Below are 13,475 nucleotides of genomic sequence, written 5' to 3'. Positions count from 1 at the left end.
TGCCTCAGTCTTTGTCTTTACGGGAGGAGATGGACGTGAGCTTGTGGCCCTCAAAGCGCTTGGTCTCCAAGGTGGCTTCAGCTTCTTCCTGAGATTTTTCGGCTTTGGTGCGCCCGAACTTCCGGCGATTTTCTGCAGCGGACTGGGCTTTTGTGTCTCTGGCCTTTTGTTTGCGGGCCTGACGCAGATTAATAACGGTCGCGCTCATTCAATCATCCATACGTTGGGTTGATGAGCCGACCGCTCTTTTCTTGATCGGAGCGATTAGCTCTTTTTGCGGAATGCATCCAAGGAAACAACCTGAGCACTGCCGCTTTCTTCGGAAGAAGTTTCGTCAGCTTCAGACTTTTCTTTGTCTTCTTCGGCATCGCCAGCTGTGTCTTCGGCTGCGGAAGCGGTTTTGGCTTCTTCTTCTTCAGCCTGCTCAACAGCAGTTTCCAAACGTGCGTGGAACTCTTCAACGGAGTCCAGATCACGTTCTGCGATGCGGAATTCTGCAGGCAGTTCTTCCCCGGTTTTGCCCGGCTCAAACTCGAGAGCGAACTGGACGGATGGGTCGAAGAAGCCTTTGATTGCAGAGAACGGAACATAAAGATGCTCCGGAACACCACCAAAGGACAGGCCAACCTCGAAAGCGTGCTCAGTGATCTGCAGATCCCAGAACTGGTGCTGCAGCACGATCGTCATTTCTTTCGGGTAGCGTTCCTTCAAGCGGTTTGAAATCTTGACGCCAGGGGCCGTGGTTTCAAAGGCAATATAAAAATGGTGCTCTCCGGGAAGTCCTGCCCGGTTGACCTCAACCAATATCTTTCGAACTGCGCTTCTCAGCGCGTCCTGAATGATGATGTCATAGCGGATTAAATCTTCAGCCATGCTCGGCACCGCTCATCCTTTGCGTTCTTATTCGGCCTAACTATAGCGTAGAGGCGACAAAAAGGCCTGTCTTTTATTTCTATACCCTGAATCGGCGTAGAATAAGGAAAGAGCCTTTTAACACTAAAGTGGAGGCTTCTGTTGCCAGGTGCCCCCGAACCCCGCCTGAAGGTGCTAACCAACAGGACTTAGTGGACTACCGGAACCGCATTACGCAGCTACAGCGTTGTCCATAGCGTAGTTGTCATTTGCAACTATCATTTTGGTCCGATAACGGTGGTACCATGCCGAGCAAAAGCAAAGCCTTTACGCCCTCGTCGATCCTATTTCGCCCCCCCGAAGACCGCTGGAGTACAACGGGCTTTGGTGGAGGCGCCGGGTACCGCCCCCGGGTCCGAATGGTTTATTGCGCTCGCAATTTATTGCCGTAGCCAGTGAACTGGCAGGGGGAATATAGGTGCACGCACTGCCAAATGGAAGTGCAAAAGCTCATGGTTGTTGGCGCAAGACTAAGAGAAGCTGTTGACAAAGCGGCATATTCACAGGGCAATTTGAACAAGTGGCTTCGTTGAAGATTTGTAAATGACGCATTTGCAGGGATTTGGCGGAAGCAGATGATCTCTTGGCGTTTTCATGGTCTTTTTATCGACGGAAGCTTGGGGTAAGACCGCTCCTGCAAGATGGCACAGAGGCGTTTTTCAGGAGATTGGCTATACTGTGCGCGAGCCGAATCGTAGAACAGGAGATGACCCTTCGTGCAGCAATATCTAGAGCTGATGCGCCGCATCATGGATGAAGGTGTGGTCAAGGAAGATCGCACGGGTACAGGCACAAAATCAGTCTTTGGTCATCAGATGCGATTTGATCTGTCTGAAGGCTTTCCGGTTGTTACAACCAAGAAGCTGCATTTGAGATCCATCATTCATGAGCTGTTGTGGTTTTTGGCGGGTGATACCAACATCAAGTACCTTAAAGAGAACAAGGTACGCATCTGGGATGAGTGGGCGGATGAGAATGGCGACCTGGGGCCGGTTTACGGTTATCAGTGGCGCTCCTGGCCTAAACCCGATGGTGGTTCGATTGACCAGATTGCGCATGTGGTGCAGCAGATCAAAACCAATCCTGACAGTCGTCGGCTGATTGTTTCAGCCTGGAACCCAGCTCTTGTTGATGAGATGGCGCTGCCGCCCTGTCATTCGCTGTTCCAGTTCTATGTGGCAAACGGCAAGCTCTCCTGCCAGCTTTATCAGCGTTCAGCTGATGTGTTCCTTGGTGTTCCATTTAACATCGCGTCTTATGCGCTGTTGACCATGATGATTGCTCAGGTCTGTGATCTGGAGCCGGGCGATTTCGTGCACACGCTGGGGGATGCTCATCTTTATCTCAATCACATGGAACAGGCTGAACTGCAGCTCTCACGGGAGCCGCGGGCGTTGCCTGTCATGCGTCTCAATCCAGCAGTGAAGGATATCTTCGCGTTCCGCTATGAAGACTTTGCTCTGGAAGGTTATGACCCGCATCCACACATCAAGGGTGTTGTTGCGGTTTAGTTGTCTTTGACTTTCAAAAGGAGTTCCCATGCGAACCCTTATTTGCGTTCCTGCGCGCATTGGCTCAACCCGTTTTCCTCGTAAGCCACTGCATCCTATCAGTGGGCGTAGCTTGCTGGAGCGTGTTGTGCAGGTTGCCCGAGTGGCTGCCAAGCAAACCAACTCTGATTACGTGGTTGCAGTAGATCACGAAGAAGTTGCTGAGCATTGCCGCCATATTGGTGCGCCGTTTGTGATGACCGATCCTGAGCATCCGTCCGGGACTGATCGTGCGCTTGCTGCTTCCAAAGCGTTTGGCACGCATCCTGAGTTTGTGCTGAACCTGCAGGGTGATGCGCCGTTTACACCGCCGGCACATGTAGCCGCGCTCATTAAAGCAGCGGAAGCGCGGCCTGATGCGGATGTGTTTACACCGGTTATCCGGCTCGATTGGGAAGGGCTTGATGTGCTGCGTGAGCACAAAAAGGCTCATCCTTTTTCCGGCACGACTTGTGTGCGTAAGGATGACGGAACGGCTCTGTGGTTTTCCAAGAACATTCTGCCTGCCATCCGCAAGGAAGAGAAGCTGCGCGAGACGGATAAGCTTTCGCCTGTGTTCCGTCACATTGGGCTTTATGGCTACCGCGTGGATGCGCTTGAGCGTTTCAATAAGCTGGGCCTTGGCTTTTACGAGCAGATGGAAGGGCTGGAACAGCTGCGCTTCCTAGAAAACGGCATGGTTGTTCATGCAGAAGAAGTTCAGCCGCCAAAACTTTCCATGTCTGGCGTGGATACGCCAAGTGATGCAGAACTTGCAGCGCAACTGATTGCGAAGTTTGGTGACCCGTTTGATCATCTGGAGACTGGCCTGTGACGCGTATTTATATTCTCAGACACGGCAACACCTTTGATAAAGGCGATGTTGTTACGCGGGTTGGTGGTCGGACGGATCTGCCCCTGAGTGTTTCTGGTCTGGAGCAGGCTGAGAAGCTTTCTGAGCACTTTGCAGAGCTTGGTGTGGTCTTTGATATGGCGTTCTGTTCGCCGCTTCAGCGCACCAAACAAACCGCTCAGATTGCGCTCAAGACACAGGCTGAAGAAGTTGACCTTAAGGTTCTGCCGTTTTTGGTGGAGATCGACTACGGGCCTGATGAAAATAAGCCTGAGGAAGAGGTACGTGCCCGCATTGGCGAGGATGCTCTTCGTGCGTGGGAAGAAGAAGGTGTGCCGCCGAATGGTTGGCATATTGATCCACCAGCGGTGATTGGTCGTTGGCAGGAATTCTTCGCGAATGTACCAAAGAAGTATCCGGGCAAAACCCTTCTGGTGACCACCAGCAACGGCATTGCGCGTTTTGCGCTGAAAGCCTTGGCTGATGGTGGCGCTGGCGCTGACCTGAAGCTGAAGACAGCTGCCTATGGTGTGTTCGATGTTACAGACGATGGCAAGCCGTTAATGCTTAGTTGGAATGTGAGGCCGTAGGCTCGTTCTGCTGTCTTGAACTGGTTTGGATGAGAGCAGCCATGCTCTCGTCTCTCGACTGCCCCATGTCTCTTGCCGATTGAGGATAGGATGAAGCAAATTTCGATGATTTCAGCTGTTGCTGAAAATGGTGTGATTGGCGCAAACAATGACATGCCATGGTCTGTTTCTACCGATCTGAAATTCTTTCGCAAGACGACGACAGGCAAGCCGGTGATCATGGGGCGGCGTACGTTTGAGAGCATTTGCACGACGCTTGGCAAACCTCTGCCAAACCGCAAAAACATCGTGATTACGCGTGATCCGAATTACGCCTATGACGGTGTTGAAGTGGTGAGTAGCCTTGGGGATGCGCTTACTCTGGCCAATGATATTGCCGAGAATGATGATGTCGATGAAATCATGATTGTTGGTGGTGGGCAGATCTATAAAGAAGCCATGCCGAAGGCTTCGACGCTCTACATCACGCGTATCCATGCTCAGCCAGATGGTGACACCAAGTTTCCTGAGATCCATGAGGATGAGTGGGAACTTGTGGAGCGCACGCCGTTTGATCGCGGAGAAAAAGACTCTGCGGATTCCTCACTGGAAATCTACCGCCGTCGCCTCTGATTAGTTGCCACGGGCTGAGGATTTGGTCGAGAGATCAGCACGCAGTGCCAACCGGTGTGCAGTGTGGGCGTTTTGAGAGTTGTTGGTGCTCGGCAAACGCCCATGGAAACCTGTTCTATCCCAGATCAGCAATGTGTTTGCTTGGACATTCAGCGGTAGGAGTGGTGGCAGGTCCAGCTCCTGCAAGTCGCTAAGCCCTGTGATGGGGGACTCTTCTTCCTCATCTATTTCTGCAAGATCGATATGCCGCTGGTACTCCCAGAAGATACGCTGCTCTGTCATACGGTGAGAGCCGGGAATGTAGAATAATGCGCCATCTTCCGGTGTAATGGTTTCCAGAAACAGTAGCGCTGTTGCGCCCGGTGCGCGTGCATCATGTTCAATCTCGAACGGTGGCGTGCTGTTGCCGTCCGTTTCAAAACGGAAGGCTGGTGCGCACTGAGCCATCGCCTCCAGTTGATACATGGGTTTGCCTTTTCGCCCTGCTGCATATTGCAGGGGCGGAGGGATCAACTCGTCGGTGATCGCTGATTGCAGGAATGGTTGCCTCAGCAGATGCGTGTAGTTGAGCGGAAGTGTGAAGCTTTGCGCGTTGTGCCAGTTGGACAGGAGGCGCTTGTTGCGATCTCTTTGCCCCACGAAGTAATCGAACGCCTCAAACTTTAGTCTTCGGAAGAACTCTCGGGGCAACGCGTTGTGCTTGATCCAGATGCCATGTGTTTGCAGAGCCTGTGCGCAAGAAGCGGGCAGGGTCATATGCAGTTTGGCTTGTTTTTCGCGTTTTTGGTGATGCAGGTCTGAGAGCTCATGATGGAACCAGCTTGGTACGGTTTCCTCATCCCATTCGGACTGGTAGGCGGAGGACGGCAGAAATCTGCGCTGCAAGCTGTTCATCAGGTATTTTGGCTTCATTGCCCGCATACGCATCCCCGCCGCTATTCATTAACAAGAGGTTAAGGGGATCGATGCGTGCGGTCTTTCCTTCTGTTTCTGCGTGTGAAATCTGCCTAAAGATTAGTTTTTGGCAGCAATTCCCTTGCAAAATGAACGCTGAAGACCAACATAACAGAGGGTTTGAGGCTTGCTCCGTGGGAGTAAGCTGCGGAATTTTTGAGGTGGAATGTCCCAGTTTCTTGAGCTTAAAGACTTCAACGAGTTCAGTCTTGAACAGCTGTACTCGCTGCTGAAGCTTCGGTGTGATGTGTTCATTGTTGAACAGGAATGTGCTTATCCCGACGTTGATGGGCTCGATCCGGTCGCCAAGCATGTGTTGGTGCTGAATGATGCAGGCGAGATTATCGGAGCGTTGCGTATTCTCCTGAAATACGAAGATGGTGATGTGTTCAAGATTGGCCGTGTGATCGTTGCCAAGGAAGCACGAGGGCAGGGCATTGCAAGGAAACTGATGGATGCAGCGCTTTCTTACTGCGCTGCCACCAATGATGATGCCCGCGTTGAGCTGCAGGCTCAGGCCTACCTACAGGATTTTTATGGTCAGTGCGGTTTCTTTGCGATTTCCGAGATTTATCCGGAGGATGGCATTCCGCATGTGGACATGCGTTTGAGGTTGCCGCCTGAAAGCTGAGGGCGTGTAAATCTGCACGTTTCTGCTGTGTCTTGGGGTGGTTTACGTTTTGTTGAGCAAAACAGCAAGAATTTGCCAGAATATGCCTTTAATTCTTACAGCTGAAATTTGTAGGTGAGCTTTTGAGCGTCGGTTGAAACGCGCGAAAGAAGGCTTATCTTCTTCAATAATGTCCGGTTTCTGTGGGGTTTGGGTGTTTTTCCATAAAGTGCAGCCTTTTGGCTTATGTGCATTCGTTGAAAGGCGCTGGTAACTTGCCTATAACCCTAATCAAGTAATAGTTGGCTTAGTCCAACTCTCATTTATTTGTCGGTTTGTCCGGCAGCATACCTAGTAAAGGGATCTCTCTATGCCTTGGAGCAATCAAAGCGGAGGTGGCGGCAATAACGGCGGCCCTTGGGGGAACTCCGGCGGCAACAAGGGCGGTGGTGGCCCTTGGGGCGGTGGCGGCGGCCCACAGCGTGGCGGCGGCGGTAACAACGGCGGTAACCCACCTGATTTCGAGGAAATTTTAAAGCGTGGCCAGGATCACCTGAAGACAGTTCTTCCAGGTGACGGCGGTGGCCTAGGCTTTAAAGGTGTTCTGTTCGCGATCCTCGTTGCTGTTTTGATTTGGATGGCTACTGGCCTTTATCGTGTTGACGAAGGTTATGTGGGCGTTCCTATGGTGTTCGGTAAGGTCGTGGGCCAGACCGGCCCTGGTCTGAACTACAACTGGCCGTATCCGATTGGTTCTGTTGAAACACCAAACGTACAGGGTGTTCGCGAAACCACCATTGGTCTGCAGCAGTTCTCTGGTCGCAGCGCTGTTTCTACACGCGATGTGCCTGAGGAAAGCCTGATGCTGACCGGTGATGAAAACATCGTTGATGTTGACTTCAAGGTTCAGTGGGTGATCCAGAACACTCCTACTGGTGTTCAGGAGTTCCTGTTTAACATTCAGAACCCAGAAGGCACCGTTAAAGCTGTTGCTGAAAGCGCGATGCGTGAAGTCGTTGGCAGCTCTCAGATTGATGCGATCCTGACTGAAAGTCGTACACCGATCCAGCAGGCTGTACAGAAGCTGATGCAGGAGACGCTGGACAACTACAAGTCTGGTATCCAGATCACCAACGTGCAGATGCAGAAGGTAGACCCGCCAGCGCAGGTTATTGAAGCGTTCCGTGATGTTCAGGCAGCGCGTGCTGACCAGGAACGTGTACAGAACGAAGCGCAGGCTTATGCGAACCGGATTGTTCCAGAAGCGCGCGGTTCTGCTGCTCGCGTCTCTGAAGCAGCACAAGGTTACCGTGATAAAACAGTTGCGGAAGCAAAAGGTCAGGCTGATCGCTTTACCAAAATCTATGAGGAATACGCGAAGTCTCCGGACGTTATTCGTCAGCGCCTCTATCTTGAGACAATGGAAGAGGTCTTGAGTAAAAATCCAAAAATTATCATTGACGGAAACGGTCAGCAGAATGGCGTGGTGCCATACCTGCCGCTTGACCAGCTGAACAAGCGTGCTGGAGGAAACAACTGATGAAAAGTGGTCTTCTTGGCATTGCAATTGCTATCGTTGCGCTGGTTCTTTACTGGTCCACATTTAGCCTGAACCCAGCACAGCAGGCATTGGTTCTGCAGTTTGGTGAAGTACGCGGCGTTCAGACAACTCCGGGTCTCAAGTTCAAAGCTCCTTGGCAGAACGTTCTGATCATCGACAAGCGTATCCTTGATCTGAACATGCCTCCAATCGAGCCAATCCTTGCTGACAAAAAGCGTCTTCTGGTTGATGCGTTTGCGCGTTATCGGATTTCCGATCCAGTCCGCTTCTATCAGTCTGTGAACAATATCCCTGCGGGTGCTTCCCGTCTGGCTACGTTCCTGGATTCCAGTCTGCGTGGCGTTTTGGGTAATGCGACTCTGGAGCAGGTGGTTCGTGATGATCGTTCCAACCTGATGGAGCAGATCCGTCAGGACGTTGATAAGCGTGCTGCTGCGATTGGTATGGACGTGATTGACGTGAAGATCCGCCGTGCGGACCTTCCGGAAGCGAACTCCCAGGCAATTTTCCGCCGCATGCAGACCGAGCGTCAGCGTGAAGCGACTGAAATCCGCGCACAGGGTGAAGAACAGTCCCGCCGCATTAAGTCTCGTGCAGACCGTGATGCAACCGTTATTGTTGCGGAAGCTGAGCGTGATGCGCAGGTGATCCGCGGTGATGGTGATGCGGCTGCCAACCAGATCTTCGCTGAAGCTTATGGCAAAGACCCAGGCTTCTTCGAGTTCTACCGCTCTATGCAGGCGTACCGGACCGCAATGGAGAAGGGTGATACTTCTCTGGTCCTGTCTCCGGACTCTGACTTCTTCCGCTACTTCAACGACCCTCGCGGAAATGTAAGTGCTCCGGCGGCTGGTGCTGCCCAGTAATGAATGATTTTATTGTGGCTCTGGGGCTTGTCCTCGTTGTTGAGGGAGTGGTCTACGCTCTTGCCCCGGGTCATTTGAAGGAGTTCATGCGGAAGGCTCAGGAAATTCCTGATCAGTCTCTCCGTCTTGGTGGTGTTGCAGCAATGGCGTTGGGCGTTCTGATTGTATGGTTGGTGCGTTCGCTGAGTGGCTAGACGCAGATTTGCCAATGATACAACTGCGAGAATTCAGCCTGACGCTGTAAAAAAATAAATGTTAGTTTTGCCCGCGCTTTATTAACCAAGCGCGGGCATATTTGTTTTCAGAATGCGTTCTGGTGGCGCGTGTATGCTCACCTGATAATCTGAGGAGATGGCTTATGGCCGGTGTTTTCCCTCGCCTTGAGCTTGGACGATCAATCAAGGCAATTGTTTTTGCGAGCGTGCTTGGAGTTGCGGCAGTGACCGGCAGCTTTAACAACGCTCAGGCACGTGGCCCTGAATCTCTGGCGGATCTTGCGGAAGAACTTGGTGATGCTGTGGTGAATATTTCCACTGCGCAGCGTGTGAAAGCTAAGCGTTCTCTTCAGTTGCCGGATGTTCCGGAAGGATCTCCATTCCAGGAATTTTTCGAAGAGTTTTTCAACGGGCAAGAGCCTGAAGGTGAAAGTCCTCAGCGGGTTCAGTCACTTGGTTCCGGGTTCGTGATCGATGGTGATGAGGGCATCATTGTTACGAACAACCATGTGATTGAAGGTGCTGATGAGATCACCGTCAACTTCAATGATGGCACCAAGCTTTCTGCTGAGCTGCTTGGCTCAGATGAAAAGACTGACCTTGCTGTTTTGAAGGTTGAGCCTCAATCCACACTGGACTCAGTCAAGTTCGGCAGTTCAGAAGTGCTGCGTGTTGGTGACTGGGTGATGGCGATTGGTAACCCGTTTGGCCTTGGTGGCACTGTGACGGCGGGTATCGTTTCAGCGCGTAACCGTGACATCAACTCCGGTCCGTACGACAACTTTATTCAAACCGATGCTGCGATCAACCGCGGTAACTCTGGTGGTCCGTTGTTCAACATGGACGGTGAGGTTGTGGGCATTAACACGGTGATCTTCTCACCGTCTGGTGGGTCTATCGGTATTGGCTTTGCCATTCCTGCTGAAACCGCAACTCGTGTGATTGCGCAGCTGCGTGAGTTTGGTGAAACCCGACGCGGTTGGCTGGGCGTTCGTATTCAGCATGTGACTGACGAGATTGCTGAGAGCCTTGGCATGGACAACGCGCAGGGTGCGTTGATTGCCGGCGTTTCTGAAGATGGTCCTGCAAAGGAAGCAGGCATCATGCCGGGTGATGTGGTGCTTACCTTTGATGGTCGTGAAGTGCCTGAGATGCGTGATCTGCCGCGTATGGTTGCGACCACCACAATTGGCAGCACCGTGCCGCTGACTGTTCTTCGCCGTGGTGAAGAGGTTGAGATCGAAGTCACGCTTGGCCGTCTTGATGAAGTCGCTGAAGTTGAACAGGTTGAAGAAGAGCAGGAAAGCCCGAAGGATAAAGCTGACGAGACCGTTGTGCTGGGTCTGTCTCTTGCCAAGATCGATGAACCGCTTCGTGAACGCTTCGCGCTTTCCGATGAAATTGAGGGCGTGGTGATCACTCGCGTGGCTGAAGGCAGCTCTGCCGAAGACAAGCGGGTGCGTGCTGGTGACGTGATCGTTGAGGTCGCTCAGGAGCCAGTGGCTTCACCGAAAGACGTTGTTGATATGGTGGAGGCTTTGAAAGCCGACAAGCGCCGTTCTGCGTTGCTGTTGCTTTCCAATGGTGCTGGTGAGCTTCGCTTCGTTGCGGTTCGCATCGAAGAATAAGACACTCACATAAGACATGAAAAAAGCCGCTTCCGGATTGGGAGCGGCTTTTTTGTTGGTTAGTGAAGTTTAGTTCTTCACGAACTCATCATAGCTGTAACCCTGCAGATAGAGCAGGGCAGTCAGGTCGCCATGGTTGATCATGGCACGAGCTTCAGCCGCGACCTTTGGCTTTGCGTGGAAAGCAACACCGAGGCCAGCAGCGCAGATCATAGCAAGATCATTCGCGCCATCACCGACTGCGATTGCATCTTCCAGAGCGATGTTCTTATCTTCGGTCAGCTCGTTCAGGCGATCCAACTTGGCTTGCTTGCCGAGAATTGGCTCAGCCACTTCTCCGGAGAGTTTGCCGTCAACTTCCAGAAGCGTGTTGGCTTTGTTTTCATCAAAGCCTATGACATCAGCGATCTTCCGGGTGAAGGATGTGAAACCACCTGAGACCAGCGCTGCATAGCCGCCATTGGCTTTCATGGTCTGGACGAGTTCTCTGCCACCCGGTGTCAGGGTGATGCGGTTCTCGATGGTCTTGCCGATCACCTCTGTGCCGAGGCCTTTCAGCAGGGCAACGCGTTCACGCAGAGCTGGCTCAAACTCGATCTCGCCGCGCATAGCACGTTCGGTGATGTCGGAGATCTTTTCCTTCAGGCCCAGTTCAGCTGCCAGTTCGTCGATGCACTCCTGCTGGATCATGGTGGAATCCATGTCTGCGATCAGGAGTTTCTTTCTGCGGCCACTCTGGGGTTGAATGAAAACGTCAACTGGTGCATCTGCAAGGTTTGTGCGAATAGAGCTTTCGAGCTCTTCAGCATCTGCAGGTGCTTCGACTGCCAGATCAACTGCGATCTGTGGTCGGAGAACTTTAACCTGAGGAGCTGCGGGCAGAAGGGCACTGATCTTTTCGATAAGGTCTTCAGTGACAGCAGGTTTGGCTGGATTGGAAATGAGCGTGACAACAAACGACATAAGCAGCTCTCGAACTGTGCAAGTGAATGGCACTGGGAAAAGGCCTGTTGCCGTGTTGATAGCCGGACCGACGGCCAGCGGCAAGACAGCTCTTTCCATTCAACTGGCAAAAGAGCTGGATGCGTGGGTTGTTAATGCAGATTCCATGCAAATCTATTCTGATCTGCACATTTTGAGCGCCCGACCGAGTGCGGAAGAAGAATCGCAAGCACCTCACCACCTGTTCGGCCACGTGGCCAGTGAGCAGCCTTACAGTGTGATGAACTGGTTGACCGAGTTTGGTGAGCTGTTGGCGAAGGCTCGTGAGAATAATCGTCCGCTGGTGGTTGTTGGTGGAACCGGGCTGTACTTCAAATCAGCTTTGGAAGGCCTCTCTTTACTGCCGGATATTCCAGAGGACATTCGCCAGCATTGGCGCGCCTTTGCGCAGGAAGCTACCTCTGAGGAGCTTCATGGGGCGCTTGGGGAGCGTGATACGGCTATGGCAGAGCGGTTGCACCCTTCGGACACACAGCGCATCGTGCGGGCTCTGGAGGTTATTGAGGGGACAGGCAAGTCGCTCTCCATTTGGCAGAATGAGCGAAGCATACCTTTGCTTGCTGCTGATGAAGCGGTCACCGTTGTGCTCTCGCCGGACCGGAAGGTGCTGCATGATCGTATCCACCGCCGGTTTGATATGATGTTGGAGCAAGGAGCTGTTGAAGAGGCTTGTGCGCTCTGGTCCAAAGGCCTCGATCCCAACCTACAGGTGATGAAGGCGATTGGTGTGAAGCAGCTTGCGGAAGCTGCCAATGGACTCACCACGATGGAATGGGCGATTGAGAAAGCGAAGACGGAGACTCGCCGCTATGCTAAGCGACAATCCACGTTCTTCAGGGGACAACTTTCCAGTTGGCCGAACCTTGATCCGCTGAATTCGGATGATGTTGCCGAGTTTGTCGAAACTGTGAAGACGGCTTTCTCAGAGAAAGCGTGATGCCCGATTTTATTGATAGGCGAAATTCCCTGTTAAAATTGGTAGATAGATAGTTTTACGAATGAATTTCTGAGTGACAACTTTCTATGGTTTCTTTAAAGAGAGGCGCACGTTTGGCAGTGGCCACCAAACAAGCCATACTTTATTCCAAGAATTTAAATATGCGGCGGAGCTGAGGCTCCTTAGAGCTCTGGTCGGTGTGAGATTACTCCACCGACCAGTACTAATTTTAAGTGATTGTTACGAGTGCTGTTAGGGTAGGTTTACCTTAAGTCATTGTGCGGATCGCATAAATAGCGTTATCCGGCAAATCTATGGTAATTTAAGAACGTAATTTTGCCGCAATAAATGTTGTCTGCATACTTTCTTCGAGAAAATCCTACTGAATTTCAAAGGATTGCATGAAACAAGGGTTCTGACGCTTTTTAGACATATTAAAGTGCCATCAAGCACTCGCCTTTAAGTTTCGCTCATGCTTATAAGCATAGCGCATGCATTAAAAGTGGTCTTTCTTCGGGAAACTGATCTCCGAAAATGACCAGAGGCTGTTGGTCTCACGTGGCCTGTTTTCACGGACTGGCTGGCGTGTGATTATAATGGAGGAAGTGAGCGTGACACTCCCAATTCTGGAAACCAAACGGCTCCGGGCACGTCCTTTTACCTCTGATGATCTGGCAGATCTCGTTTGTCTCCATAGTAACCCAGTCGTTAACCGGTATCTGCAGCCCACCAATGTGGCCTGGGACATCTCTACCGTGAAAAAGCGGTTGGCTGGTTTCATTGAAACGCAGGAACTGATGGGCTTCAGCAAGTGGCATCTGTCTACGCGTGATGGTGAGTTCGTTGGACGAGCCGGCTTCTCTCTTTATGAGAAGACCGCTGAAGTCGAGATGGGCTATACCCTGCATCAGCATTACTGGAACCAGGGGCTAGGCAGTGAGATCGCGCAGGCGCTTGTGGAGTGGTTCTTTGAGAACACCTATTACTCCCATCTGCTTGCTTTTGCGCATCCAGAAAACCATGCGTCCAAGAAGGTGATGACACGTGCTGGCTTTGAGTTCCGTGAAACCCGGATGGTCGATGGTATGCCCTGCGAGTTCTATCAGGTGCTGAGCCCAAGCTGTCAGAAGCTGGCTGTTCCTGCCTAAGCAGGCACAAAAAAAGCGCGGGCATTCAACCCGCGCTCTTTCCTTGAAATTATATAGG

The 13,475-nt window shown here is 52.0% G+C and carries 15 protein-coding genes and 1 other RNA gene; 11 read left to right on the top strand and 5 right to left on the bottom strand.

What is annotated here, in order from left to right; all coding sequences use genetic code 11:
- Nucleotides 1–4: 4 nt before the first annotated feature.
- The 3 genes from PSE_RS20680 to ssrA form a co-directional block, all read right to left on the bottom strand.
- Entirely contained in the window at nt 5–208 is a 204-nt protein-coding gene (locus PSE_RS20680; RefSeq protein WP_014286586.1) for a DUF4169 family protein, read from the bottom strand.
- 56 nt (nt 209–264) lie between these two features.
- Complete coding sequence (locus tag PSE_RS20675) at nt 265–873, bottom strand: SspB family protein (protein ID WP_014286585.1); 609 nt, start codon at nt 871–873, stop codon at nt 265–267.
- Nucleotides 874–1,000: 127 nt separating this feature from the next.
- Nucleotides 1,001–1,356: a transfer-messenger RNA gene (gene ssrA / locus PSE_RS27065) on the bottom strand.
- A gap of 272 nt (nt 1,357–1,628) precedes the next feature.
- Between ssrA and PSE_RS20670 the strand changes: the two genes are divergently transcribed.
- The 4 genes from PSE_RS20670 (at nt 1,629) to PSE_RS20655 (ending at nt 4,496) form a co-directional block, all read left to right on the top strand.
- Complete coding sequence (locus PSE_RS20670) at nt 1,629–2,423, top strand: thymidylate synthase (RefSeq protein ID WP_014286584.1); 795 nt, start codon at nt 1,629–1,631, stop codon at nt 2,421–2,423.
- Between the two features lie 28 nt (nt 2,424–2,451).
- Nucleotides 2,452–3,276 (top strand): 3-deoxy-manno-octulosonate cytidylyltransferase, encoded by an 825-nt coding sequence (locus PSE_RS20665; RefSeq protein ID WP_014286583.1) that lies wholly within the window; start codon nt 2,452–2,454, stop codon nt 3,274–3,276.
- Complete coding sequence (locus PSE_RS20660; protein WP_014286582.1) at nt 3,273–3,884, top strand: histidine phosphatase family protein; 612 nt, start codon at nt 3,273–3,275, stop codon at nt 3,882–3,884. Before PSE_RS20665 ends, PSE_RS20660 begins: the two co-directional genes overlap by 4 nt.
- 90 nt (nt 3,885–3,974) lie before the next feature.
- Nucleotides 3,975–4,496: a dihydrofolate reductase gene (locus PSE_RS20655; RefSeq protein WP_014286581.1), complete on the top strand. Its 522-nt coding sequence runs from the start codon at nt 3,975–3,977 to the stop codon at nt 4,494–4,496.
- On the opposite strand, the gene PSE_RS20650 is transcribed toward PSE_RS20655, so the two are convergent.
- Nucleotides 4,497–5,417: a phytanoyl-CoA dioxygenase family protein gene (locus tag PSE_RS20650; RefSeq protein WP_208998005.1), complete on the bottom strand. Its 921-nt coding sequence runs from the start codon at nt 5,415–5,417 to the stop codon at nt 4,497–4,499.
- 199 nt (nt 5,418–5,616) lie between these two features.
- On the opposite strand from PSE_RS20650, the gene PSE_RS20645 reads away from it, so the two are divergent.
- From PSE_RS20645 to PSE_RS20625, 5 genes are all read left to right on the top strand, one after another.
- Complete coding sequence (locus PSE_RS20645; RefSeq protein ID WP_014286580.1) at nt 5,617–6,081, top strand: GNAT family N-acetyltransferase; 465 nt, start codon at nt 5,617–5,619, stop codon at nt 6,079–6,081.
- Nucleotides 6,082–6,430: 349 nt separating this feature from the next.
- Entirely contained in the window at nt 6,431–7,600 is a 1,170-nt protein-coding gene (gene hflK / locus PSE_RS20640; protein WP_014286579.1) for an FtsH protease activity modulator HflK, read from the top strand.
- Nucleotides 7,600–8,487: a protease modulator HflC gene (gene hflC / locus PSE_RS20635; RefSeq protein WP_008547935.1), complete on the top strand. Its 888-nt coding sequence runs from the start codon at nt 7,600–7,602 to the stop codon at nt 8,485–8,487. Before hflK ends, hflC begins: the two co-directional genes overlap by 1 nt.
- Nucleotides 8,487–8,681 (top strand): DUF2065 domain-containing protein, encoded by a 195-nt coding sequence (locus tag PSE_RS20630; protein WP_014286578.1) that lies wholly within the window; start codon nt 8,487–8,489, stop codon nt 8,679–8,681. Before hflC ends, PSE_RS20630 begins: the two co-directional genes overlap by 1 nt.
- A 164-nt stretch (nt 8,682–8,845) precedes the next feature.
- Nucleotides 8,846–10,330 (top strand): DegQ family serine endoprotease, encoded by a 1,485-nt coding sequence (locus tag PSE_RS20625; protein ID WP_008547606.1) that lies wholly within the window; start codon nt 8,846–8,848, stop codon nt 10,328–10,330.
- A gap of 69 nt (nt 10,331–10,399) precedes the next feature.
- Here the strand turns inward: PSE_RS20625 and serB are convergent, their stop codons facing one another.
- Nucleotides 10,400–11,293: a phosphoserine phosphatase SerB gene (gene serB / locus PSE_RS20620; RefSeq protein WP_014286577.1), complete on the bottom strand. Its 894-nt coding sequence runs from the start codon at nt 11,291–11,293 to the stop codon at nt 10,400–10,402.
- Between serB and miaA the strand changes: the two genes are divergently transcribed.
- Together miaA and PSE_RS20610 are read left to right on the top strand one after the other, a co-directional pair.
- Nucleotides 11,271–12,269 carry a tRNA (adenosine(37)-N6)-dimethylallyltransferase MiaA gene (gene miaA / locus PSE_RS20615; protein ID WP_208998004.1) on the top strand — a complete coding sequence of 333 codons (999 nt, stop codon included), beginning with the start codon at nt 11,271–11,273 and terminating at the stop codon, nt 12,267–12,269. The two genes, serB and miaA, sit on opposite strands and share 23 nt — an antisense overlap.
- 611 nt (nt 12,270–12,880) lie before the next feature.
- Nucleotides 12,881–13,417, top strand: coding sequence for a GNAT family N-acetyltransferase (locus tag PSE_RS20610; protein ID WP_008547740.1), 537 nt, complete (start codon nt 12,881–12,883; stop codon nt 13,415–13,417).
- The last annotated feature ends 58 nt before the right edge of the window (nt 13,418–13,475 follow it).

Origin of the sequence: Pseudovibrio sp. FO-BEG1, assembly GCF_000236645.1 — a bacterium.
Lineage (GTDB): Bacteria > Pseudomonadota > Alphaproteobacteria > Rhizobiales > Stappiaceae > Pseudovibrio.
The sequence above is the reverse complement of the archived record's forward strand: the minus strand, read 5'-3'. Positions and strand labels throughout refer to the sequence as shown.